21 protein-coding genes and 3 pseudogenes are annotated in these 24,115 nt (G+C 62.3%); 15 read left to right on the plus strand and 9 right to left on the minus strand.

The window, feature by feature from the left end; translation table 11 throughout:
- The first annotated feature begins 168 nt into the window (after nt 1–168).
- Both HHL14_RS03970 and HHL14_RS03975 read left to right on the plus strand, forming a co-directional pair.
- Nucleotides 169–624 (plus strand): NfeD family protein, encoded by a 456-nt coding sequence (locus HHL14_RS03970; protein ID WP_169496244.1) that lies wholly within the window; start codon nt 169–171, stop codon nt 622–624.
- A gap of 187 nt (nt 625–811) precedes the next feature.
- A complete protein-coding gene (locus HHL14_RS03975) occupies nt 812–1,759 on the plus strand; it encodes an SPFH domain-containing protein (protein ID WP_169496245.1) in 948 nt (315 codons plus the stop codon).
- 164 nt (nt 1,760–1,923) lie between these two features.
- Here HHL14_RS03975 and smpB read toward each other — a convergent pair whose 3' ends face one another.
- Nucleotides 1,924–2,370 (minus strand): SsrA-binding protein SmpB, encoded by a 447-nt coding sequence (gene smpB, locus HHL14_RS03980; protein ID WP_013089686.1) that lies wholly within the window; start codon nt 2,368–2,370, stop codon nt 1,924–1,926.
- A gap of 100 nt (nt 2,371–2,470) precedes the next feature.
- Here smpB and HHL14_RS03985 point away from each other — a divergent pair, with 100 nt between their 5' ends.
- Both HHL14_RS03985 and HHL14_RS03990 read left to right on the plus strand, forming a co-directional pair.
- A complete protein-coding gene (locus HHL14_RS03985) occupies nt 2,471–2,908 on the plus strand; it encodes a type II toxin-antitoxin system RatA family toxin (protein WP_169496246.1) in 438 nt (145 codons plus the stop codon).
- Nucleotides 2,905–3,237 (plus strand): RnfH family protein, encoded by a 333-nt coding sequence (locus HHL14_RS03990; RefSeq protein WP_169496247.1) that lies wholly within the window; start codon nt 2,905–2,907, stop codon nt 3,235–3,237. The genes HHL14_RS03985 and HHL14_RS03990 overlap by 4 nt, the downstream gene beginning before the upstream one ends.
- Before the next feature lie 152 nt (nt 3,238–3,389).
- On the opposite strand, the gene HHL14_RS03995 is transcribed toward HHL14_RS03990, so the two are convergent.
- Nucleotides 3,390–4,367: a DMT family transporter gene (locus HHL14_RS03995; RefSeq protein WP_169496302.1), complete on the minus strand. Its 978-nt coding sequence runs from the start codon at nt 4,365–4,367 to the stop codon at nt 3,390–3,392.
- Between the two features lie 415 nt (nt 4,368–4,782).
- On the opposite strand from HHL14_RS03995, the gene guaB reads away from it, so the two are divergent.
- From guaB to guaA, 4 genes are read left to right on the plus strand one after another with little or no spacing between them, the layout of a single operon-like run.
- Complete coding sequence (guaB, locus tag HHL14_RS04000; protein WP_169496248.1) at nt 4,783–6,243, plus strand: IMP dehydrogenase; 1,461 nt, start codon at nt 4,783–4,785, stop codon at nt 6,241–6,243.
- A gap of 6 nt (nt 6,244–6,249) precedes the next feature.
- Nucleotides 6,250–7,011, plus strand: coding sequence for a hypothetical protein (locus tag HHL14_RS04005; RefSeq protein WP_169496249.1), 762 nt, complete (start codon nt 6,250–6,252; stop codon nt 7,009–7,011).
- Nucleotides 7,004–7,228 carry a hypothetical protein gene (locus HHL14_RS04010; RefSeq protein ID WP_169496250.1) on the plus strand — a complete coding sequence of 75 codons (225 nt, stop codon included), beginning with the start codon at nt 7,004–7,006 and terminating at the stop codon, nt 7,226–7,228. The genes HHL14_RS04005 and HHL14_RS04010 overlap by 8 nt, the downstream gene beginning before the upstream one ends.
- A complete protein-coding gene (gene guaA / locus HHL14_RS04015; protein ID WP_169496251.1) occupies nt 7,221–8,804 on the plus strand; it encodes a glutamine-hydrolyzing GMP synthase in 1,584 nt (527 codons plus the stop codon). Before HHL14_RS04010 ends, guaA begins: the two co-directional genes overlap by 8 nt.
- A 203-nt stretch (nt 8,805–9,007) precedes the next feature.
- Here the strand turns inward: guaA and HHL14_RS33060 are convergent.
- The 4 genes and pseudogenes from HHL14_RS33060 to HHL14_RS04030 form a co-directional block, all read right to left on the minus strand.
- Nucleotides 9,008–9,225, minus strand: a pseudogene (locus tag HHL14_RS33060) (IS6 family transposase); the annotation flags it as partial.
- Nucleotides 9,226–9,303: 78 nt separating this feature from the next.
- Nucleotides 9,304–10,782, minus strand: coding sequence for a glycoside hydrolase family 5 protein (locus HHL14_RS33065; protein WP_407945254.1), 1,479 nt, complete (start codon nt 10,780–10,782; stop codon nt 9,304–9,306).
- Nucleotides 10,783–10,818: 36 nt separating this feature from the next.
- Nucleotides 10,819–12,141, minus strand: a complete 1,323-nt coding sequence (locus HHL14_RS04025; protein ID WP_169496252.1) for an MFS transporter — start codon at nt 12,139–12,141, stop codon at nt 10,819–10,821.
- A gap of 94 nt (nt 12,142–12,235) precedes the next feature.
- On the minus strand, nt 12,236–13,855 hold the full coding sequence (locus HHL14_RS04030; RefSeq protein ID WP_169496253.1) for a glycoside hydrolase family 43 protein: 1,620 nt from the start codon (nt 13,853–13,855) through the stop codon (nt 12,236–12,238).
- Nucleotides 13,856–14,246: 391 nt separating this feature from the next.
- On the opposite strand from HHL14_RS04030, the pseudogene HHL14_RS04035 reads away from it, so the two are divergent.
- Nucleotides 14,247–14,342: pseudogene (locus tag HHL14_RS04035) on the plus strand (IS6 family transposase); the annotation flags it as partial.
- A 189-nt stretch (nt 14,343–14,531) separates the two neighbouring features.
- Here HHL14_RS04035 and HHL14_RS04040 read toward each other — a convergent pair.
- A complete protein-coding gene (locus HHL14_RS04040; RefSeq protein ID WP_169496254.1) occupies nt 14,532–15,482 on the minus strand; it encodes a LysR family transcriptional regulator in 951 nt (316 codons plus the stop codon).
- A 210-nt stretch (nt 15,483–15,692) separates the two neighbouring features.
- Here HHL14_RS04040 and HHL14_RS04045 point away from each other — a divergent pair, with 210 nt between their 5' ends.
- The 6 genes from HHL14_RS04045 (at nt 15,693) to HHL14_RS04070 (ending at nt 23,286) form a co-directional block, all read left to right on the plus strand.
- Nucleotides 15,693–17,093 carry an MFS transporter gene (locus tag HHL14_RS04045; RefSeq protein WP_169496255.1) on the plus strand — a complete coding sequence of 467 codons (1,401 nt, stop codon included), beginning with the start codon at nt 15,693–15,695 and terminating at the stop codon, nt 17,091–17,093.
- 11 nt (nt 17,094–17,104) lie between these two features.
- Nucleotides 17,105–17,896 (plus strand): SDR family NAD(P)-dependent oxidoreductase, encoded by a 792-nt coding sequence (locus HHL14_RS04050; protein ID WP_169496256.1) that lies wholly within the window; start codon nt 17,105–17,107, stop codon nt 17,894–17,896.
- A gap of 105 nt (nt 17,897–18,001) precedes the next feature.
- Complete coding sequence (ilvD, locus tag HHL14_RS04055; RefSeq protein WP_169496257.1) at nt 18,002–19,759, plus strand: dihydroxy-acid dehydratase; 1,758 nt, start codon at nt 18,002–18,004, stop codon at nt 19,757–19,759.
- Entirely contained in the window at nt 19,756–20,661 is a 906-nt protein-coding gene (locus HHL14_RS04060; RefSeq protein ID WP_169496258.1) for an NAD(P)-dependent oxidoreductase, read from the plus strand. Before ilvD ends, HHL14_RS04060 begins: the two co-directional genes overlap by 4 nt.
- A 91-nt stretch (nt 20,662–20,752) precedes the next feature.
- Nucleotides 20,753–22,081: an MFS transporter gene (locus HHL14_RS04065; RefSeq protein ID WP_169496259.1), complete on the plus strand. Its 1,329-nt coding sequence runs from the start codon at nt 20,753–20,755 to the stop codon at nt 22,079–22,081.
- A complete protein-coding gene (locus HHL14_RS04070; RefSeq protein ID WP_169496260.1) occupies nt 22,078–23,286 on the plus strand; it encodes an alpha-hydroxy acid oxidase in 1,209 nt (402 codons plus the stop codon). The genes HHL14_RS04065 and HHL14_RS04070 overlap by 4 nt, the downstream gene beginning before the upstream one ends.
- Before the next feature lie 16 nt (nt 23,287–23,302).
- Here the strand turns inward: HHL14_RS04070 and HHL14_RS04075 are convergent.
- Together HHL14_RS04075 and HHL14_RS04080 are read right to left on the minus strand one after the other, a co-directional pair.
- Nucleotides 23,303–23,737 (minus strand): annotated as a pseudogene (locus HHL14_RS04075) (LysR substrate-binding domain-containing protein); the annotation flags it as partial.
- A 64-nt stretch (nt 23,738–23,801) separates the two neighbouring features.
- On the minus strand, nt 23,802–24,115 hold a 314-nt coding region (locus HHL14_RS04080; RefSeq protein ID WP_169496262.1), incomplete at its 5' end, for an integrase core domain-containing protein.

Consider the following 24,115-nt stretch of genomic DNA (forward strand, 5'->3'; position numbering starts at 1 on the left):
AGCCGTGCAGGCCGCGTTTCAGGCGGCATGCATAACGCGCAGTGCCGCAGGCGGGAAGTTCGTTGGAGCTTGCCGCATCGCGAGTTAAATGCACGGCTGCTTCGTGTCGTTGCTTCGTGCTATAAACACCCCGGTAGATCCGGGGTGTTTTGCTTTGTGGAGGTCGATGTGGCGCCTGGTGGACTGTTCTGGTGGATCGGGGCGGGTGTGCTTGTCGTGCTGGAGCTGATGAGCGGCACCTTCTATCTGTTGATGGTCGCGATCGGCTTCGTCGCGGCCGCGTTCGCACACATTGCCGGGGCCGCCGCCGACGTGCAGTTCGCGCTCGCGGCGGTAGTCGCGCTCGCGGCGGTCGTGCTGTTGCGGCGTTCGCGTTTCGGGCGCCGCAAGCGCGAGCAGGCGTCGCGCAATCCGGACGTCAATCTCGACATCGGCCAGACACTGAACGTGCCGGCCTGGCAGGAGCGCAAGGCGCGCGTCACCTATCGCGGCGCGGCGTGGGACGTCGAGCTGGCCGCGGGCGAACCCGAAGACGCGCAGCGTTACGAGATCAGGGAGTTGCGCGGCAGTTGCCTCGTGGTGGTCGCGAGCCGGCAGCCGAAGGCCGATGCGACCGCGATCTGACGATCCTGCCGTGGGGCGCAGGGCAATCTTCATGCATCTTCACGCACCTGCGCGCACCTTCATGCACTCGCGGCCCGGTCGTGCTTGCGCAAAGCGAAGCACAACGAAGCAAAAAGACTTAAGCTGAACAACGCAGGTCCGACCCACCTGTGCACAACTATTCGAATCAGAACCGGAGGGTAGCGTCATGGATTCAACCATCGTCGGGGCAGTGCTGCTGATCGTCGTGATCGTGCTGGCGGCGCAGACCATCAAGATCGTGCCGCAGCAGCATGCGTGGGTGCTCGAGCGGCTCGGTCGCTATCACGCGACGCTGACGCCGGGTTTGAGCTTCGCGTTTCCGTTCGTCGATCGGATCGCGTACAAGCATGTGCTGAAGGAAATTCCGCTCGAAGTGCCGAGCCAGGTCTGTATCACGCGCGACAACACGCAACTGCAGGTCGACGGCGTGCTGTACTTTCAGGTCACCGATCCGATGAAAGCGTCGTATGGGTCGAGCAACTTCGTGTTCGCGATCACGCAGCTGTCGCAGACCACGCTGCGCTCGGTGATCGGCAAACTGGAGCTGGACCGCACCTTCGAGGAGCGCGATTTCATCAACCACAGCATCGTGTCGGCGCTCGACGAAGCGGCCGCGAACTGGGGCGTGAAAGTGCTGCGCTACGAGATCAAGGACCTGACGCCGCCGAAAGAAATTCTCCACGCGATGCAGGCACAGATCACTGCCGAGCGCGAAAAACGCGCGCTGATCGCGGCGTCGGAAGGGCGCAAGCAGGAGCAGATCAATATCGCGTCGGGCGGCCGCGAGGCGGCGATCCAGAAGTCCGAAGGCGAGCGGCAGGCGGCGATCAACCAGGCGCAGGGGCAGGCCGCGGCGATTCTGGCGGTGGCCGAAGCCAACGCGCAGGCGATCCAGAAGATTGCGGCGGCGATCCAGTCGAACGGTGGGATGGACGCGGTGAACCTGAAAGTGGCCGAGCAATACGTGAATGCGTTCTCGAATCTGGCGAAGCAGGGCACGACGCTGATCGTGCCGGGCAATATGTCGGACCTGAGTTCGATGATCGCGTCGGCGCTGACGATCGTGAACAAAGGCAAGCCGGGGGCCGAAATCGTTCGAAGCGAGTCGCGCTAACCGGTCCGGTCGGGCGCAAGCGGCGCGCAGTCATGGCGCGCGCCGACGACACGTCTGAAAACGCGCGCCGAAGAGACGCACAAAATGCAATGGCCCGCACGTCATCAACGTGCGGGCCATTTTTTCTTGGCTGGACGAAGTCGGCCGCCGGGCGCGATGCGGGCTTACGTCGGCGAGCGCATCAGGCGCGCTTTCTCGCGCTCCCAGTCGCGTTTCTTCTCGGTCTCGCGCTTGTCGTGCATCTTCTTGCCCTTCGCGAGGCCGATCTCGCATTTGACGCGGCCGTTCTTGTAGTGAAAGTTCAGCGGCACGAGCGTATAGCCGCGCTGCTCGACCTTGCCGATCAGCTTGCTGATTTCCTCGCTATGCAGCAGCAGCTTGCGCGTGCGCACCGGGTCGGGATGGATGTGGGTCGACGCTTCGGGCAGCGGGCTGATGTGCGTGCCGATCAGGAACAGCTCGCCGTTGCGGATTACGACGTAGCCTTCCTTGATCTGGCCGCGCCCCGCGCGCAACGCCTTGACCTCCCATCCTTCGAGCACAAGTCCGGCTTCGTAGCGCTCCTCGACCGAGTAGTCGTAGAAGGCTTTTCTGTTGTCGATGATGCTCATGAATGGAAAGTGCCCGACTCGTTTAAAATCACGATTTTAGCAAAGCGGGCCAAGGAAAGCCCGTGGCGCTCGTCCACCCTCGCCACGCGCTGTTCAATTTATGGCAGATGTCCAGAAAACCGTGTTGATTCGCCATTCGGCGGAACAGATGTTCGACCTCGTCACCGACGTCGCTGATTATCCCAACTTCCTGCCGTGGTGCGGGGGCATCGACATTCGCCACCGGGACGACACCAGCATGGAGGCAAGGATCGATATCAACTTCAAGGGCATCAAGCAGCACTTCGCGACCCGAAACTCGATGGAGCGTCCCACGCGCATCGACATGGAATTCGCCGACGGCCCGTTCCGCAAATTCACCGGTTTCTGGCGCTTCACACCGCTGCGTGCCGACGCGTGCAAGATCGAATTCGCGCTGCACTACGAATTCACCAACATTCTGCTCGAGAAGATCATCGGGCCGGTGTTCAATCACATCGCCAACACCTTCGTCGAATCCTTCGTGAAGCGCGCCGATCAGCGCTATGGCAAAGCATGAGCGCGCGTCTGTCGGTTGAAGTCTGTTATGCGTTGCCCGACGGGCAGACGCTGATCGAGGTCGAATTGCCCGCCGGCGCGACGCTGCAACAGGCGCTCGACGCGAGCGGCATCCTGCAGCGCTTCCCGTCGATCGATCTGGCGGCGCAGAAAGTCGGCATCTTCGGCAAGCTGAAGCCGCTCGATACGGTGCTGGCCGATCATGACCGCGTCGAAATTTACCGGCCGCTGCTGGTGGACCCGAAGCTGTCGCGGCAGCGCCGCGTCGAGAAGACGCGCAAGGCGGGGTCGATCGAAGGGCGCCGCTGGCTGAACAAGGATTCACGCTAGGCGGCGCGACGAGGGCCGCGGCGGGGGGATTGCCGGCTAGCCGGAGCGTTTTGCCGCTACCGCACGCCACTCATGGCCGCATGCCAGGCCGCTCCGCACCCGCATTTGCCCCGCTTCCTGCATTTGATATCCCGCCCGCACTCCACGCCCCATCAAGGCGCCGGCACCTGCGCCTTATTCCCGATCGACGCCGCGCCCGACGAATCGTTGTCGGAATGCCGGCGCACCGACCAGCAAACGCCCGCCACCAGCAGCAGAATCGCCGCGAACTCCAGCGGACGCGGCAGGCGCTGGTCGTAAATGAACGCATAAAGCAGCGCGAACAGCGTTTCGAACACGATCATCTGACCGGACAGCGTGAGCGGCAGCCGCTTCGACGCGGCGTTCCACAGGCCGTTGCCGAGCCACGACGCGCCGATCGCGAGCACCAGGTTGAGCAGCCAGAACGTGTGCCAGCGCGCCTCGGCCAGCTCGCCCTGCGGGCCGCTCGCAGGCAGCAGCGCGATCACGAGCCACAGGGCGCCGCCGAGCGCGCCGGTGACGACGCCCCACAGCACTGACCACTCGTTGCCGCTGAAATGCGTCTGCCGCTGCAGGTAGCGCGCATTTTCGACTGCGAACCAGGTCCAGCAGATCAGCGCGCCGACCGCGCAGGCAACGCCGACCAGTCGCGTCGCGATGCTGACGGGCGTCGTGCCCGTCACGGTGAACACGTCGATATTGATGCAGACGATGCCCGCCATCACGGTGACGAGTGGCCACACGAGACGCGCGAGCGGCACTGCGCCGTGATCGCGTCGGCCGACGAGGGTAACCGTGACCGGCAGCACGCCGACGATCAGCGACGTGGGCGCGATGCCGATCAGGTGCACCGAGGCCGTCAGCAGCAGGTAATAGACGATGTTGCCGGCAAGCGCGAGCTTGACCAGCGCGATCAGATCCGCGCGGGTCAGCCGTCTGAGCAGCGAGCGGGCGATCGGCAGCGCGGCGACGAGCGACACGACGCCGTACATCGAGTAGCGGCCGGCGCTCATCAGCAGCGGCGAGAAGTCCGCCAGCACGCGCGGCACCAGAAAAACCATGCCCCACAAGGCCCCGGCCATTACCCCATATGCGACACCGCGCTGCATCGACTGCCCCTGCTGGAAAACTGGAATGGTCCGCACGATAGCGGTTTGCGGGCGGGGCGTCTTGTTCGATCCTGCATTCTGGCGGGGGAGGTGGGCGTGGGGTAAAGCGGTTGAGGGGCGGGCGGTTAGAGCGGTTTAGAGCGGTTTTGGTCAGGGTTTGGCGGGACTGCCGTGGCCAACCCAAGGCCGACAGCCTGTCACACCACCACGCCCGCCCCGCTTTTTGCCCACTTTCCGCGCCTTTGCCTGCGAACGCGCAAACGAAACCCGATCGAACCCGGCGCGAACAGGCAAGCGAAATCGGCGGCTGCGGAAACCCGAAAAAAATCGCCTGAAATTCGCTAAGCTGCTGTTCGTGCAGTGAAAACCGGGGTGGTATCGCGTATAATTCGCTTTTGCGCCTATAGGATTTGCCATGCGTCTGATCCAAACAGCACTCACGTTCGATGACGTGCTCCTCGTCCCGGCCTTCTCCGATGTTCTGCCGCGCGACACCAGCCTCAAGACCCGGCTGACCCGCAACATTTCCCTCAACATGCCGCTCGTGTCCGCCGCGATGGATACGGTGACGGAAGCACGTCTGGCCATCGCCATGGCGCAAATGGGCGGCGTCGGCATCATCCACAAGAACCTCACGCCGGCCGAGCAGGCGCGTGAAGTCGCGAAGGTCAAGCGTTTCGAGTCGGGCGTCGTGCGCGATCCGATCACGGTGCCGCCGCAAATGAAGGTGCGCGACGTGATCGCGCTGTCGCAGCAGCATGGCATTTCGGGCTTTCCGGTCGTCGAGGGCTCGCAGCTCGTCGGTATCGTGACGAACCGCGACCTGCGCTTCGAAGAGCGTCTGGACGAGCCGGTGCGCAGCATCATGACGCCGCGCGAGCGCCTCGTCACCGTCAAGGAAGGCACGCCGCTCGCCGAAGCGAAGGCGCTGATGCACAGCCACCGCCTCGAGCGCGTGCTGGTCGTCAACGACGCATTCGAACTGCGCGGCCTGATGACCGTTAAAGACATCACCAAGCAGACCGAGCACCCGGACGCGTGCAAGGACGAGCACGGCAAGCTGCGCGCGGGTGCGGCGGTCGGCGTCGGCGCGGACAACGAAGAGCGCGTCGAGCTGCTGGTGCAGGCGGGCGTGGACGTGATCGTCGTCGATACCGCGCACGGTCATAGCAAGGGCGTGCTCGAGCGCGTCAAGTGGGTCAAGCAGAACTTCCCGCACGTCGAAGTGATTGGCGGCAACATCGCCACGGCGGCTGCCGCCAAGGCGCTCGTCGAATACGGCGCGGATGGCGTCAAGGTCGGTATCGGCCCGGGCTCGATCTGCACGACGCGGATCGTCGCCGGCGTCGGCGTGCCGCAGGTCACCGCGATCTCCAACGTTTCCGACGCGCTGCGCGGCACCGGCGTGCCGGTGGTCGCCGACGGCGGCGTGCGCTTCTCGGGCGACGTCAGCAAGGCGCTGGCGGCAGGCGCGAGCGCGGTCATGATGGGCAGCATGTTCGCCGGCACCGAAGAGGCACCGGGCGAGGTGTTCCTGTACCAGGGCCGCCAGTACAAGTCGTACCGCGGCATGGGCTCGGTCGGCGCGATGAAGGACGGCGCCGCGGACCGCTACTTCCAGGACAACTCGGCGAATATCGACAAGCTGGTGCCGGAAGGCATCGAAGGTCGCGTCGCGTACAAGGGTTCGGTCAACGCGATCCTGTTCCAGCTGATCGGCGGTGTGCGCGCGAGCATGGGCTACTGCGGTTGCCGCACGATCGCCGAAATGAACGAGAAGGCCGAATTCGTGCAGATCACCGGTGCCGGCCTGCGCGAGTCGCACGTGCACGACGTGCAGATCACCAAGGAAGCACCCAACTACCACGTGGACTAAACGCCGATGAAGCCACTGCTGCGCGTTGTACTGATCCTGGATGCGTTGTTACTGCTGGCGTTCGGCCTGCTGTTCCTGCTGACGCCATGGACTTCGCTGTACGACGGGCTGCAGTTGGTGCAGACGCAGCCGGCGCTGGTCGGCCAGGCGTTCGGCGTCGCGCTGATAGGGCTCGCGTGGCTGGCGGTGCACGCGTCGTTCGACGGCGCGATGACCTCGACGGTCGCGAAGGTCGTCGGTCACGTGCACTGGCTGATCGGCGTGCTGATGCTGGTCTGGCTGCTTGGGCTGCGCACGCCGTCGCTGACCGGCTTCGGGCAGATCGTCTCGGTACTGGCCGGCGTCGTGCTGGTGGTGGTCGGGCTCGGCGGCGTGAGGCTGTCGGGCGCGGTGCGGCGGCGCGAGAAGGGGATCGTGGTCGATAAATCTTCTTCGAAAGCCGACAGGCAGGCTGACAAGCGTGCCGCGAAAGAAGCGCAGAAGGCGGCTGAAAAGCAGGCCGAGCAGGATAGGGCGCGCGAGCCGCGCGTCACGGCGGGCTTTCCGGTCTATCGCGCCGAGCCTGTGGTCGAGCCAGTCGTGCCGGTTGTACCGGTCACGCGGCCAGTCGATCCGGCTGCGAGCGCATCTGCTGCCTCTGCTTCCACCGTGCCGCATCATCCCGTCGCCGGCGAATCCGGTCTGAGCGAGTCGGAACGTGCCGCGCGCGCCGCGGCTGCTTCCGGCGATGTCCGCAACGACCCGTCCCGGCCGCCGTTTCATGGCTGACGCGTCGCGCGCCACGCCATCTGCCGAAGCTACCGGGTTTCGTTCGTGCGCGCCGCAGGCGGCTGGCCTGGGCGCCGACCACGCCCATCGCTTTACCGTGTTTGAGGTCGATGCCGCGCCGCGTTCGGCGCCGCTGACCGTTTTGAATTCAACGCCGCGCTTCGTGCGCGGCATTCCGTATCCGCTCACTTCTGATTCCGTCCGCTGCCATGCATGACAAGATCCTGATTCTCGACTTCGGTTCGCAAGTCACCCAACTGATTGCACGTCGCGTTCGCGAAGCCAACGTGTACTCGGAAATCCATCCGTACGACGTCGACGCGTCGTTCATTCGCGACTTCGCGCCGAAGGGCGTGATCCTCTCCGGCGGCCCGAGCTCGGTCACCGAAGAAGACACCCCGCGCGTGCCGCAGGCCGTGTTCGAACTCGGCGTGCCGGTGCTCGGCATCTGCTACGGCATGCAGGCGATGGCCCAGCAGCTCGGCGGCAAGGTCGACATCGGCCATCTGCGCGAATTCGGCTACGCCGAAGTGCGCGCGCGCAACCACACGAGCCTGCTCGAAGGCATCAGCGACTTCACCACGGCCGAAGGCCACGGCATGCTGAAGGTGTGGATGAGCCACGGCGACAAGGTGCTGGAAATGCCGCCCGGCTTTGCGCTGATGGCATCGACGGACGCGTGCCCGATCGCGGCGATGGCCGACGAACAGCGCCGCTTCTACGGCCTGCAATGGCACCCGGAAGTCACGCACACCGTGCAGGGCCGTGCGATGCTCGAGCGCTTCGTGCTGCAGATCTGCGGTGCGAAGGCCGACTGGGAAATGGGCCACTACATCGACGAAGCCGTCGCGAAGATTCGCGAGCAGGTCGGTAACGAGCACGTGATTCTGGGCCTGTCGGGCGGCGTGGATTCGTCGGTGGCGGCGGCGCTGCTGCATCGCGCGATTGGCGATCAGCTGACCTGCGTGTTCGTCGATCACGGCCTGCTGCGCCTGAACGAAGCCGAGCAGGTGATGTCGATGTTCGCGGATAACCTCGGCGTGAAGGTGATTCACGTCGACGCGAGCGAAGCGTTCATGTCGAAGCTCGCGGGCGTGACCGATCCGGAAGCGAAGCGCAAGATCATCGGCGCGGAATTCGTCGAAGTGTTCCAGACCGAAGCGGGCAAGCTGACCGATGCGAAGTGGCTTGCGCAAGGCACGATCTATCCGGACGTGATCGAATCGGCGGGCAAGGGCAAGAAGGCCGCGCAGACGATCAAGAGCCACCACAACGTCGGCGGCCTGCCGGAAACGCTGAACCTGAAGCTGCTCGAGCCGCTGCGCGAGCTGTTCAAGGACGAAGTGCGCGAACTCGGCGTGAAGCTCGGTCTGCCGCACTCGATGGTGTATCGCCATCCGTTCCCGGGCCCGGGTCTCGGCGTACGGATTCTCGGCGAAGTGAAGAGCGATTTCGCGGATCTGCTGCGTCGCGCGGATGCGATTTTCATCGAGACGCTGCGCGACACGATCGACAAGGAAACCGGCAAGTCGTGGTACGACCTGACGAGCCAGGCGTTCGCGGTGTTCCTGCCGGTGAAGAGCGTCGGCGTGATGGGCGATGGCCGCACCTACGAGTACGTCGTCGCGCTGCGCGCGGTGCAGACGCTCGACTTCATGACCGCGCATTGGGCGCATCTGCCGCATGAACTGCTGGGGCATGTGTCGAATCGGATCATTAACGAAGTGCGCGGCATCAATCGTGTCGTGTACGACATTTCGGGGAAGCCGCCGGCGACGATTGAGTGGGAGTGATCCGGCATAGCCTCATGCCGGCTCATGCGGAATCAAAAATCTTATAAAAACAAGGATATACGAGGATTTTTGTGGTTGTTTAGACTCACCCGATATCGCTGAATCTCAGAAGATTTGGTGGCACGGGTGAGGGCATGTTTTTCAGGGTGGCGCTGTCACGTTAAATTGGTTGAGACGCAATAGCGGAGAGGGCGCACGCCTGCTCAGAAAACGGACGGAACCTGGGTGGCCTCACTGAAACGATGCCCGTCGGCGAAGCGTGCGGCGAGCTGTTTGCGATAGAGTGAGGCGCGTAGCAGGCGTCGCTTGAGCGCGAAGTGCTGGCGGATCGGACCGGACCGAAGCTCGATAAGAAGACCGGCATGCGTTCGGGATCACGGAAGCCACGCATGCGTCGCTCGCGTTCGCGCGTGGGCTGATGACAGCAACGTGACAGTGCCCAACGCACAACAAGCTTGACCCGCACGTGCGAATGGCCACGTACGGGGCGAACGGCTTATCAGGCTGGGTAAGCCATATGTTTCTTCAAGATATTTGTCAGCCCTTCGTTCGGCGTGCATTGCTCACACGAGAAAGACGCGAGGATATGGTCGATCTGACTTTCCGGGAGCCCCTTGAACAGCTTCGCGTAAGCCGGCTGCATCAGGCCGCCCACGAAGAAGCACATCAGATTCTGGCTGAGGCAACGACGGGTGTAGGCCTGCGACTGCTCTTCATCACCAATCACGGCCTGAATCTGGTCGGCGAGTTGAACGGCGGCATCCTTGACGGGTGTCATTGGTAGCCAGTGCATCCAGTCGTCGGTCCCGAGCATTTCCTTCTTGCGGATCAGATCGCCAACGAGTTGCATGTATGGAGACGCCTGATCGAGCGTGAGCATGCCCATCACGCCGACGTCCTTGTAGTTCCATGTCGTCCAATGCGCGCCATGGCGTTCAAGAATCGCGATCTGGTCATCCATCGCGCGTAGCCGGTCAGGAATTTCGTGCGTTGCGCCGTTGTACGCGGAGCCGAATTCTCCTACCCATAGCGGCACACCGTGCCGTTGCGTGAAAACCGTGCCCTCGTGATCGAGGAATGCCCGCTCCTGGCGCGCGAGATCCCAATACTCTTCCGATTCTTCCGTCTTCGCGGACTGTGAGCGGATGACGCCAGGGTAGGAGCCGGGTCCGAACCCGCACGATGTGTAGTTGTGGCTGCTATAGACGAGATTGTCGGCAAACGGTGCGTCCATGCCCGCGAACAACAGTGAGTAGCAGTCGCCCTCGAGGAAGATGATGTGCTTCGGATCGATCTCGCGCACCGCGGTAACTGCCCGCCTGTAAAGCGCATTGAAACGCGGCCAGTCCGGTTGATAGTTCCTGTATATGTTCCACGGCACGTCTCCCCGGTAATTATTGACACAGGGTTCATTCATCAGGTTGTAGCCGGCGACTACGGCTTCGTCCCGATAGCGGCGCGCGAACTCCTGCCACAGCGCGACGAAGCGGTCCTGATAATGCGCGCTTTCCCAGAACAGGTTGATGCGCGAGGCGTTATCCGAGTGCCAATGGACGTTTTGCCAGCCCGCGACTGCGTGCAGATCCAGGATCACGTAAAGCCCGTGCCTCTCGCACCATTTGAGCACCTGATTCAGGCGGGCAAAGCCCTTTTCATTGTATTGAAAGGGTGCGCTCTCATCCTCGAAATGACGGAAGTTCAGCGGCAGGCGGACCACCGTCGCGCCCATACGCTTCAGGTAAATGACGTCGCTCTCGTTGAAGAAATGATCGAGCAGACGATCAAAAAAGAATTCCGCCCTGGCGGCGCCCAACACCGACTTCATCTCGGCACGGAGCGTATGTTCCGCCCCCGGGTAGCCGTTGATGAAGTCCTCCATATTCATCCAGCCGCCTGGACAGGTTCCGCGGAGGCGAACCTTGTCTCCGTTGGCATCGACGATCTGATTTCCGGTGACACTCAAAAACTGCATGTTCATTCTTTCCGTCAAGATGATGGGTGTAACTCCAAACGCTTACTGATCGATCGCTCTGACCGCGTCAGGCACGCCGCCCAGGTTTCCGAGGCGCACGCTGGAGGAATCGTTCTCGTCTTTTTTCATGCGAACGAGCGTCCACAGCACCGTGGCGCCAATCAGATCGAATACGGCCAGAAGAATGAAAATCGGTTTGTAGCCGACATGGCTGACCATCGCGCCAACGACCAACGTAAAACACAATTGCCCGATGGTGCTGACAGTGCCCGCACAACCCGCCACAGTAGCGACCTCGCTCTTGCGAAATAGATCGGTCGACATGGTGATAACCGTCACCGATAACGTCTGATGAGCGAAGCCACCCAGACAGAGCAGTGCGATGGCCGTCAGCGGGTGATCGACAAAGCCGACCAATGGCACCGGCAACATCATCAAGGCGCCGAAGGTGAACACGCAGCGCCGGGCGTTCACCACACTGATGCTGGTGTATTTGAGCAGTGCGCCGACGAGCATCCCGCCGAAAACGCTGCCGATATCTGCCGCGAGGAAGGGCAACCAGGCGAACAAGGCAATCTGCTTCAGATCCATATGCCGGACCGTGCTCAGATAGAGCGGCAGCCAGAAACTCAGCGTCACCCACGTCGGATCGGCGAGGAACCGCGGCAAGGCGATGCCCCAGAAATTGCGCCGGGTGATGATCGAGCGGATGGACGGTCGCGCGCCGCTCTCCTGGATATGCTCCTCCTGACCCGAACGGATGTAGTCCTTTTCGCGGGCGGAAAGAGCGCGATGCTTCTCGGGCGTGTCGTAGATCCACCACCAGAGGGCCAACCATGCGAAGCCGACACCCCCCGTGACCACGAACGCGAATTGCCAGTTCCAGAACAGGGTCGCCCAGACCACGAGCGGCGGCGCGAGCATCGAACCCAGCGATGCGCCAATGTTGTAGATGCCGCCGGCGAGACCGCGTTCCCGCGCGGGGAACCATTGCGAGGTCGCCTTCATGCCCGCAGGATGGATGGCCCCCTCGGGCAAGCCGAGAAGCCCTCGCATCAACGCGAGACCCTGCCAGGAATGGACCAGACCATGCCCCATCGTGATGACCGACCACGCGAGGCAGAACAGCGCAAAGCCCGTCTTCAGGCCGATCACGTCGATGACATAGCCGGTGAGTGGCTGAAGCGCATTCGTTGCGGTAAATGCGCTGAGCACATACGAGTATTGCTGCGCAGTCAGGTGCAACTGCGTGGTGAGCGTGGGCGCAGTGACCGCAAGCGTGCTTCGGGTCAGGAAATTCAGGCACGAACCTAACATGATGGTGCCGATGATCCACCATCTCAGACCGTAGATTTTTCGTGTCATATCGTCTCCGTCATTGTTTTCTAAACGTTACTGCACGGGCGCCGCGAAAGTTACGGCGCCTCCGATGCGACCGTCGACCCGAGGCTGCGACGCACTACGCGGGCAGCTGGCGATACGAGAAGTTCCGGAAGTCAGCGGGCTCGCGAAAGCCGAGCATGTCGTTGACCGAGATCCCGACAAACGCCCCCGTGAAACCGATCGGCGTCGCGTACTCGTCGCTCAGTTTGGTGAAGTCCTTTTCCACGCCGAGGTCGATCCATTCACTCTGCGTCGAGCGGTAGGAGAAGCGCAGTTTCCTGTCCTCGACACGAACCCGCAAACCGGTTTCGCCGCCCTCAGGCAGTACGGCAAGCCGGTTGTTGTACGCAAAGCTGCCGGCATCCATCTCCATGAAGGAGAGTATGTTTGTGCCGTCGTCGTCACGGGTGATGAACAGGTAGTAGAACGTGTTCTCGTCGTAACGGGCCATGAGTCCGGCCATATGCAAGTAAGACGTCGGCGAGAATTCGAGCGCCGTTTCGACTTCGAATTGCCAGTCACGAACGCGGCAAGCCAACAGGCTTTGATGGAATCGCGACGTGGGCGACTCCTGGCCCCGTATCCGCAGATAACCGGGGCGTTCGGCCAGACTGCACCAGGCGTCGCTGATCGGGGCGCGCAGACTCTGCAGTTCGAGCGGCAACGTCGCGTCCTGGTCGAAATCGGCACGCCAACTGCTATCGAGGTTTTGCTCGACGTCGGAGTCGATCGTGAAGGATTCGGGCGGCACCACACCTGCGCCGCTCAGGAAAGGCCAGCCGTCCCGCCAATCGATTCGCGCGATGCAGGTCTCCCGACCCAGCGGTGAACGTTTCGTCTGTGTATCGATTGGCCGGGAACCGAGGTACGTCATGAACCACTGGCCATTGGGCCCTTCGACCAGATTGCCGTGACCCGTTCGCTGGATGCGGCGATTCACGTCGCGCGAAGTCAGCATCGGCGTTTCGGGATGCAGCTCGTACGGACCGAAAATGTCGCGAGATCTGGACACGCAGGTGGCATGTGTATACCCCGTCCCGCCTTCCGCGGTGATGAGGTAATACCAGCCATCCTTTTTCAGCAAATGGGGCGCTTCGTAGATCTGACATTTCATGAAGTAATCGGTCTTCAGATTCGCGCCTCGATAGATCACGCGCTCTTCACCGATCAGTCTTCCCTGCTCCGCCGAGTACTCGCGCAAGATGATGCCCGCGAAGAGATCCTCGTGGATTCCCCGGAAATCGCGGCGAATGTACGCGAGCCACTTCTTGCCCGATTCGTCGTGAAACAGCGACGGGTCGTATCCGCCGGAGACCAGATGCGTCGGTTCCGACCACGGGCCGGTGATGTCCGGGGCGGTCACGACGTAGTTGTGCATGTCGCGCAGCGGCGAAATCTTCTGCTCGCCTTTCCACGCCTTCGTGTCGGTGTAGACGAGCCAGTAGAGGCCATCGTGATAAGACAAGGCCGGAGCCCAGATGCCGCCAGACGGCTGTTCCCCGATCAGGTTCAGTTGCGAAAGACGGTCGAGCGGGGTGGCCTTCAGTTCCCAATTGACGAAGTCTTTCGATTCGTAGATGAGAACGCCCGGATACCATTCGAACGTCGATACAGCGATGTACCACGCATCGTTGCCGCGACATATACAAGGGTCTGGATTGAAGCCGCGCAGAACGGGATTAAGAATAGTGCTCATTGATAGGATCTATTTCGACTGGCAGACGAGCTATTCGCGATTTCGGCCAGGTGTTGTTCCTGCGGCATCGCTTCGCTGGCTGCTTCGACGAACCGCGATTTTCAGCTCATCGATATTTTGTTATCGGTAACATTTCGAATTTAGCATGTCGGCCGGCGGCTGTTCAAGCACGAAGATGGGAGGGTATTCCCTTGGGGTGGCAGTTAGTTATGCTGCGTTTTCGGGTTCGCGCTGTGTCGACACAATGCGCAAGGCCCGTAGTGGTCTAATTTCCTCGGACAGGTCGATAGGGGGGCAATCCTGAATTGACGAGGAAAAGATGACAAGAAGCGCCGACAATTTGGGCAGTGTCGCAGCAAGGCACTGCGGTAGGATTCGCCTCTCCAACTACATGAAGACCGGAATGTGGAAGTCGAAGACGTCGTTGCCGCCCGGAATCGGCAAGGTACTCAAGCGCCTTCACTATCCGCTTGATGTAGTTTTGGTAGCCAACACCAATAAACGGCCTGTGGTCCACTCTGATCGCGGTGCGCACTATCGCTGGCCCGGATGGCTCTTACGGATGCGCGAGGCCAGCCTGGTTCGCTCGATGTCACGCAAAGGATGCTTCCACGCGACAGCGCTATCGCCACAGAACCGTCAAGGACATCCATGCGTCACATCGCCTCGAGGCACATCACTCAGCCTGCAATTCGCCCGACGCCTCCAGAATGCATTCCACAAAAAGCTGCGTGGCGGCCTCGCTCCTATCTGCCCGCCAGTGCGCGATGACTTCACCGAGCGGCTCAACCGCAGGCAAGGGCAGTATCCGCATGGTTCCGCGGACCGCATGACTCCTCGCGATCGAGATGGGCAGGACGGAAACGAAATCGCCGCGTTGCAGCAGCGACAGATTGAGCGTAAGCGAACTCGACTCGACGCTGCTCGTCGCAGGCACGATGCCGCGGGCGTCGAGTGCGGCGATCAACGTCGCGTAAGCGGGCGAGCCGTGTTGCGGCATAATCCAGCGGCATTCACGCAGATCTTCCCAGCCGGGCTGCCGCTCAGGCTCACCGAGCGGGTGCGCCGTGCCGACGACAAACACGAACGGGTCGCACAGCAAGGTCTCGTGCTTCACGGGGACTAGTGCGCTCGTCATCCGGTTGCGACCGATCGCGACGTCGAGATCTCCGTCTTCCAGCATCTTCAGTTGCCGGTCGAGGGTCGACTCGACGAACGAGAACGACGCGGCCGGCGCGCGTCGCAGGAATAGCTGGATTGCATTTGCAACCAGCGGATCGGGAACGGTCACGACCGCACCGACGCGCACATGTCCGCCCGTACCGGCAGCGAGGGCGATGACATCGCGCCGCGCCAGTTCCAGATGACGCAGCACTTCCCGCCCGCACGCAACGATCACCTTTCCGATCGCCGTCAACTCCAGCCTGTTGCCGGTCCGGCTAACGACAGCCACGCCAAGAGCCTCTTCGATCTCCGCAATCTGTTTGGAAATGGCGGGCTGGGTCACGTGAAATGCGTTCGCCACTCGCGTCACCTGGCCGAGATCCGCGAGCGACACAAGGATGCGCAAGTGCGGCAGCTTGAGTCCGGAACGAAAGAATCGCCCTATGGGATCCAGGTTTTGCATCAGCGTTTTCCCTTATTCGACATAACCGTTTGGTTATATGCTACGCCGAAAGAGTGATTTGCAGGGTGATGCGTGTGCCAGCTACTCTGGAGTCCGGCTGAGGGTCACGTGCGTACTGGTGTTGCGCCGGCAGGAAGCTGCATGACATTACAGGCGACGCATCGCAGGGTCGCCCACATCTAGGCGGCGCGTCAACGCGCAGGAGACAGCATGAGCAACAGGTCATTCGGCGAGGGCGGGTTCGCGGGCGTCACCCCTTCGATCCCACCATCTGCCGGGCTTTGCGCCACCAGTGACGCGTGGAACGATCAGCAACAGGCTGCGCTCTATCGCAAGCTCGCGCGCCACCTCCTGCCATTCCTGTTCCTGGCTTTCATGGTCGCGTATATCGATCGCGTCAACGTGAGCTTTGCGAGGTTGCAAATGCTCGGGGACCTGAAACTGAGCGATACGGCCTACGGTACCGGCGCCGGTATTTTCTTTCTGGGCTATTTCATTTTCGAAGTGCCGAGCAATCTGATTCTGAACCGCGTCGGCGCACGCCGCTGGATTGCGCGAATCATGATTACGTGGTCGATCGTGTCGGGTCTCACGATGTTCGTGAACAGTGCGACATCGTTCTATGTCATGCGTTTTCTGCTCGGCGTTGCGGAGGCCGGCTTTTTTCCGGGCATTGTTCTATATCTGTCGAACTGGTTTCCGTCGGCGCGTCGCGCGCAGATCATCGCGATGTTCATGACGGCAATTCCGGTTTCCGGAGCGGTTGGCGGCCCGCTTTCGGGTTGGGTCATGTCACGTCTGGATGGCATGAACGGTATCGGCGGCTGGAAATGGCTATTCCTCGTCGAGGGCGTAGGTTCACTGGCGGTCGGCATCGCGGCGCTCTTTCTGCTTTATGACCGGATCGAATCCGTGCGCTGGCTGGACGCGGACGAAAAGGCATTTCTTCGCGACGACCTCGCTCGTGATGCAGCCATTCGCGTCGAATATTCTGTCTGGCGCGCGTTACGCAGCTCTAGCGTCTGGATGCTGTGCCTCGCGTACTTCTGTATCGCGATGGGCAATTACGGGCTCGCATTCTGGATGCCGACCATCATCAAGGCGAGCGGCGTCGCCAGTGTTGGCAACATCGGCTGGCTCTCCGCGGTGCCCTCGCTGATCAGCGCGGTAGCGATGGTGCTGATCGCCCGCCATGCGGATCGCCGTAACGAGCGGCGCCGCCATGTCGCGGTCTGTTGCACGCTGGGCGCCGTTGGTTTGCTTGCATCGGTGCTGGGCGCCGCGAGCGTACCGGTCGCGCTGTTCGCGCTGGTGCTGGCGGCTATCGGAATCAACTCTATCGCGCCGGTTTTCTGGGGCATTCCGACGGCGCTGATCGGCGGCACCGGCGCGGCCGCGGCGATCGCTTTGATCAACTGTACCGGCAACCTTGCCGGCTTCGTCAGTCCGTTCATGGTCGGCTGGCTGTCCGATCTGAGCGGCGGCAAGCTATTGCCCGGGATGGGCACCATCACCGCGGCGCTACTCCTCGGCGCCGGTCTCGTGCTGCTGCTGCCGAGGCATCGCGAGGCCGGCGGCCGGCACGCTTTGAATCCAACGACACAATCCTGAAATCATTCCGTATGACACATTCCACATCCCCGGTGTGCATGATCACCGGCGCTGCAACGGGCATTGGCGCGGCGACCGCGTTGCGCTTCGCGCGTGCGGGCTGGTCGGTAGCGATCGGCAATTTCGACGCCAGCACGCAAGAGTCGGCGCTGGCCGTCGAAACGCAATGCCGCGCATCCGGTGCGGATACCCTGATTTTCGATGCCGACGTCAGCCGGGACGCGGACTGCCAACGCGCCGTCGATAGCGTCGCGACACGCTGGCGCCGTATCGATGCTCTGGTCAATTGCGCCGGGACGACGCGGGTCATTCCGCATCACGCGCTCGATGCGCTCGACGCAGCCGAATTCGAGCGGGTGTATCGCGTGAATACCATCGGCCTCTTTCAGATGACGTGCGCGGCCGCTCCGCTGTTGCGTGAGACCGCGACCCGTGAACGCAGCACGAGCGTTATCAACGTGTCGTCTCTGGCTGGCCTGAACGGCACGGGTTCGTCGATTGCCTATGCGGCTTCGAAGGGCGCCGTGAATACGATGACGCTCTCGCTGGCCCGTACGCTTGCGCCCCATGTGCGGGTCAACGCTATCGCGCCGGGTATGGTCGACGACGGCCTCCTTCGACGTTCGCTCGACACCGAAGCCTACGACGCGGTGCTTGACCGCATGCGCGCCAACGCGCCGCTCAAACGCGTGTCGCAACCTGCCGAAATGGCCGAGCTGGCGTGGTTTCTGGTCGCGCATGCGCCTGCGCTAACCGGTCAGGTCATCGCCGCTGAAAACGGCCTGTTGCTGACGGGTGTGTGAAATCGGTTCACGCGCCGGGCGTGTCTGGCACGTCGTCATTGAAGGCCGGCACATGCAAAGGAATGAGCCGCAATTGAAATCTACAACGAATGGAACGGGTCAATCATGGCAAGCCTGAACAAACATCGCTCACGTATGGTGACGGAGGGCGTGACGCGTGCGCCGCACCGCGCGTTTCTGCGCGCGACCGGATTGGACGACGCGGCGATGCAAAAGCCTTTCGTGGCGATCGTCGACACCTTCGGCGAGAACACGCCGTGCTCAATGTCGTTGAACCAGATATCGGATAACGTGCGGCTCGGCGTTGCCGCGGGCGGCGGCGTGCCGATTCGCGGCTCGGCGATTTCAGTATCCGACGGCACGTCCATGAATCACGCCGGCATGCGCATGAGCCTCGTGTCGCGCGAAGTGGTCGCCGATAGCGTCGAGCTTTTCGTGCGCGCTCATGGTTACGACGCGCTCGTCGGCGTCGCCGGCTGCGACAAGACCCTGCCTGGCATTCTGATGGGCATGGTGCGCGTGAATGTGCCCGGTGTATTCCTGTTTGGCGGCGCCATGCTTCCGGGCACCGCGCCCGCGGCCATACCGGGTAGCGCGAGCGCCGGTCTGCAGCGGCAGGCGACTATCCTGACGACGATCGAGGCTGTCGGTACGACTCAGCGGGGCGATCTCTCGCGTGAGCAACTCGATGAAATCGAGAAGCGTTGTGCGCCGACGGCGGGATCATGCCCGGGACAGTTCACGGCGAATACGATGGCGATGGTCGCGGAAACGCTCGGTCTCGCGCCGCTCGGTTCAGCGATGGTGCCAGCCGTGTACAGCGAACGTATCGCCATTGCGCGGCGCGCGGGCGAGACCGTGATGAACGCGTTAAAAGCAGGTGGACCTTTGCCGCGCGACCTGGTAACGCGTGAGAGTCTGGAAAACGCATGCGCGGCAGTGGCGGCGACGGGCGGCTCGACGAACGCCGCGCTGCATATACCGGCGATTGCACATGAGGCAGGTATCCGCTTCACGCTCGACGACGTCGAACGCGTGTTCGCCCGCATCCCGCTCATCGGCGATCTGCAGCCCGGCGGACGCTATCTCGCCCAGGACCTGTATCACGCAGGCGGTGTTCCGGCCGTACTCAATGCGTTGCTCGAAGGCGGCTATCTGCACGGCGACGTGCTGACGCTGGAGGGCGAACCCCTCGCGCAGGCACTCAAACGATTCGCCGGTCCGGATGGCGAAGTGGTGCGCGCCTGCGCTACTCCTATTTCGGACAATGGCGGGCTCGTGATCCTGCGCGGCAATCTCGCACCGGATGGTGCATGCCTGAAGATCGCCGGTCTAAAATCGCTGACTTTTTCGGGCACCGCGCGCATTTTCGAATGTGAGGAAGATTGCATGGCGGTTGTCGCCGCACGCGCTTACCGGGAGGGAGACGTGCTTGTGATTCGCAACGAAGGACCGAAGGGCGGTCCCGGTATGCGCGAAATGCTCAGTGTGACGGCCGCGATCTACGGGCAGGGGATGGGCGAAAAAGTGGCGCTGCTCACCGATGGTCGCTTTTCGGGTGCTACCCGTGGGATGTGTATCGGCTATGTGGGGCCCGAGGCGGTCGAAGGCGGCCCCATCGCGCTGCTACGCGAGGGGGATCTGATTCACATCGACGCGCGCAGCGGGATCCTGCGCGTGGAGTTGTCCGACGCCGAGCTGGACGCACGGCGTGCGCAAGTGCGCAGACCAGCGACAAAGCGACTGGCGGGAGTTCTGGAAAAGTATGCGGCGCTCGTCGGGCCCGCGCATCTGGGCGCTGTCACGCACTCGGGCAATCTCGACTGGCCTTACGACCCACGCACGCACGGAGACGAAGCATGAGCGCGCTGGACCAGCCGGGCGCTGCGTCGCACCGTATAGGCTTCTGCGGCCTCGGGCGCATGGGCTTGCCGATGGTCCATCGGCTCGTCGATGCAGGACATCGCGTGGCCATCTGGAACCGCTCGCCGGACAAAAGCGCGTTGGTGGAACAGGTGGCGCCATCGGCGACGATCGTGTGCCGGACGCCGGCCGAGGTGGCAGCGTCGAGTGAGGCGGTCATGCTTTGCCTGACCGACGGCACGGCAGTCGAAACGGTCGCGTTCGGCGACGATGGCCTCGCACACGGTGCCCGCCCGAACCTGAACATTGTCGATCATTCGACCATCGCACCATCGACGACGCGGCAGCTTGCCACGCGCTGGCGCGAATGCACGGGCGGCAACTGGATCGATGCGCCGGTGTCGGGAGGCACTACGGGAGCAGCTCAAGGGACGCTCGCCGTCATGGCCGGCGGCGACGCTGCTGCGATCCTCAGTCTGCGCGCCGTGGTTTCGGCCTATGCGGCGAGGGTTACGCGCATGGGCGACAGCGGTGCCGGTCAGGCGACCAAGCTGGCAAACCAGGCGATCGTCATGACGACCATCGCAGGGCTCGCGGAAGCGACGCGTCTCGCACGGCGTGCAGGTATCGACGGCGCCCGGATCCCCTTTGCGCTGAAGGGCGGCTGGGCCGATTCCGTTCTGCTGCAGACCCTGATGCCGCGAATGATTGATGCGCCGTCCGAAGCGAGTGGCACGATTCGCACGATGCTCAAGGATCTCGACGCGGTCAACGCGCTCGCGCACGAGCACGAGGTGACCCTTCCGGTCGCCGCTCTCGTGCGCGAACTGCTGGTGCGCGCAATCGCGCAGGGGCTTGGCGACGCGGACATCTCGCAAGTTGTGCGCGTCGAAATCGACTGACCATGCCGCGCCCGGAACAGCGGCTTGCGCGCTGCGGGGGACGCGTGCGGACGGTGTGTCGTATTCAGAAAAATTTCATGCAGGAGACACGATGCCAATCCTCGAATCGGACCGAATGGTCGACGCGCAGTACGAAGCCCTGACATCCAGCCAGTGGCGCCTGATTATTCTGGCGAGCCTTGGCGGCGCTCTGGAATTCTATGATTTTGTCGTGTACGGCGTGTTCGCCCAATACATCGGCCGCGCATTCTTTTCGATGCTCGACCCGTTGATGGCGCTTGTCATGTCCTTCGCCGTATTCGCAATCGGCTACCTGTCGCGACCGATCGGAGGTGCGGTTCTCAGCTGGTTCGGCGACCGGTATGGCCGTCGGCGCGTGTTTATCGTATCGGTGATCATTGTGTCGCTGTCGACGATCGGGATGGGTCTCGTGCCGACCTACGCGACCTGGGGTCTGGCGGCCACGGTGACGATGATCCTGCTGAGGCTGATTCAAGGCTTCTGTCTTGGCGGCGAATTGCCCGGGTCGATTACCTATGTCGTCGAATCGGTGCCGCGTCGCGCGGGATTCGTGTGCGGCATCGTGTTCTTTTGCGTGAATTCGGGCGTACTGCTTGCCGCGGCGGTCAATCTGGTCGTGCATATGATGCTGGCGCCGTCGGATGTGGCGGCTTACGGCTGGCGCATTGCGTTCATCTTCGGCGGTTTGATCGGCCTGTTCGGCTTCTGGCTGCGCCGCAAACTGGAGGAAACGCCGGAATTCGCCAGTATGAAAAACATGGCGTCGAAGCATCCGCTCGCCGAGTTGTTGCGCGAACACTGGCGCGCGGTGCTTCTGGGCATCGCTGCAACGGTTGCGACGGCCGGCTACAACGGCTTGCTGTTCGCGCATATGCCCGCCTATCTGGAAAAGGTGCTGCACTACGATCCGCGCAGCGTGGCGATCGGTCAGAACCTGGCGCTCGGGACCGCGTCGCTTGGCATCCTGCTGGTCGGACGCCTGGGAGACAGCGTGCCGCGTCGCCATCTGATGCGCGCAGGAGCGCTCCTGCTGATCCTGCTGAGCATGCCGTTCTATCATGCCGTGGTTGCACACAGCATGGATCTGACGGCGTTGATGTTGTTGGCGGGACTGGGGGCCGCTCTAACCAATGGCACCTTCGCCTGCATCATTGCCGACATGTTTCCGACGCGCGTTCGTTTCAGTGGTATTGCGATTGCATTCAACCTCGGCATGACAATTTTCAGTGGTCCTACGCCATTGGTGGCGACATGGCTGATCGGGAAGACTGGCGACCCCGCGTCGCCGGGGCTCCTCATGATTGCCTGCGCGGTCATCACATTCGCCGGAACCTTTGGATTCAAGGCGCTTAGCGGGCATATCGGACCGCGTGCCGCACTCTCTGTTTCCCGTTCATGACTCAACACTCTGCTGTCATACATGACCACAAACTGCGACGCGCTGCGAGTATCGGGGATCTGCGCGAACTCGCGCGTCGCCGGTTGCCGCGCATGGTATTCGATTACATCGACGGTGCCGCCGGGGAAGAAGATACAGCGCGACGCAACCAGGCCGCTTTTCAGCGTGTGTTGCTGAAACCGGAGGTCCTGATCGATGTATCCACGCGCTCGACCGCGACCCGTCTCTTCGGCCACGATGTTTCGATGCCGATTGTGGTCGGCCCCACCGGCCTGAACGGTGCGGCCTGGGAGAAGGGAGATCTGTGTCTGGCGAGGGCGGCCGCGCATGCGAACCTTCCCTTCGTGATGAGTACCGCCGCGACGGTGGGAATGCGCGAGATGGATGCGGCTGCCGGCCGGCTACGCTGGTTTCAACTCTACATGCTGAAGGACCGGGGGCTGGTACGGGAGTTTCTCCAGCAAATTGCCAGCTACCGTTTCAATGTGCTCGAGCTGACAGTCGATACCGCTGTCGGCGGGCGCCGCAACCGGGATATCCGCAACGGCTTTACCTTGCCGTTTCGCTGGACCGCCGCCAATCTGTTCGATAGCGCACGTCACTGGCGCTGGTCGTTGCAGATGGCCCGGCATGGCGTTCCGTCGCTTCAGGTGTTCGCGGATCTGCTCGGAAGCGCCGCGCGTGGGTCGACGATTTCGGAAGTCATGCAGCAGCAGATCAGTGCCTCATTTACCTGGAACGACATTGCGTGGCTGCGCGAGCAGTGGCAGGGCGTACTCGTGCTGAAGGGACTGGTCGCGCCGGAGCACGCGCGTCTCGCACGCAAGGTCGGAGTAGACGGCGCGGTGGTGTCGAATCATGGCGGACGTCAACTGGACGGCGCGGGGGCGACGATCGAGGCGCTGCCCGCGTTCAAGGAGTCGGCTACTGACGCCTTGACGGTGCTTATCGACAGCGGCATTCGGACGGGAGTCGATATTGCCAGGGCGCTCGCGCTGGGTGCGGATGGCGTGCAACTCGGGCGCGCCACGTTATATGGCCTTGCAGCAGGAGGCGAGGCTGGGGTGACACGCGCGCTGGAAATTCTCGGCCATGAGCTCGAATCGACGATGGCTTTGTGCGGCGCAAGAACCGTGACCGAGATGCGCGGACGATGCACGATGACCGACGCACGTCACGCTCTTTTCGAGGCGGAAACTGCATGACCCGAGTGTGGCGCCGTTAAAGCCGGTGAGACTGCAGGGCTGTATCTCGCAGCGCATCTGCCAGAAGTTGTGCGGCCGGAGTGAGGAAGTGGTCGTTGCGCGTGATGATGCCGAAGTCATCCATGGTGCAGGGAATGTCGAGCGGCAATGTCGCGATGACACCGGCAGCGGCATAGTAGTGCGCGACCTCGGCAGCGAGAATGGCCAGCATGTCGCTTTGTTCTATGAGGCGCGTGATGAGCATGATTGCCGACGTTTCCACGACGTTGGACGGCGGCCGGAGGCTTGCGCGCTGGAACATGAGATCGAAACGATGACGTAAGACACTGCCAACCGGCGGTACGATCCAGGCCGCCTTTTCGAGATGAGCGAGTGTGAGTTTTTTCGCTTCGAATAGTGGATGCCCAAGCCGCGCGACCGCGCACACGGTTTCATCCGCAAGCGGTTCGTAGAGAGAGGTCGCCTCACCCGTTCGGACAGACTTCTGAGATTTTTAAGTGGAACGTCCGGGGCAGTCATGCTGCCAATTTGATCGCAGGCAGCGTCGCGAAGCATGCCTCCTCCGGCGTGCGCTCTTCCAGACTCGAATGAGGTCGTCTCTGGTTGTACAGACTGATGTAATCGCCGATTGAGCGCCGGGCGTGGCTGACCGATTCATAGGCTTTCAGATACACCTCTTCATATTTCACGCTTCGCCACACGCGCTCGACGAACACATTGTCCCGCCAGGCACCTTTGCCGTCCATGGACAAGCGGATGCCCCGGCGGAGCACGGCCTCGGTGAACGCTGTCGCGGTGAACTGGCTGCCCTGGTCGGTATTGATGATCC

The sequence above is a fragment of the Paraburkholderia antibiotica genome (assembly GCF_012927125.1).
GTDB lineage: Bacteria > Pseudomonadota > Gammaproteobacteria > Burkholderiales > Burkholderiaceae > Paraburkholderia > Paraburkholderia antibiotica.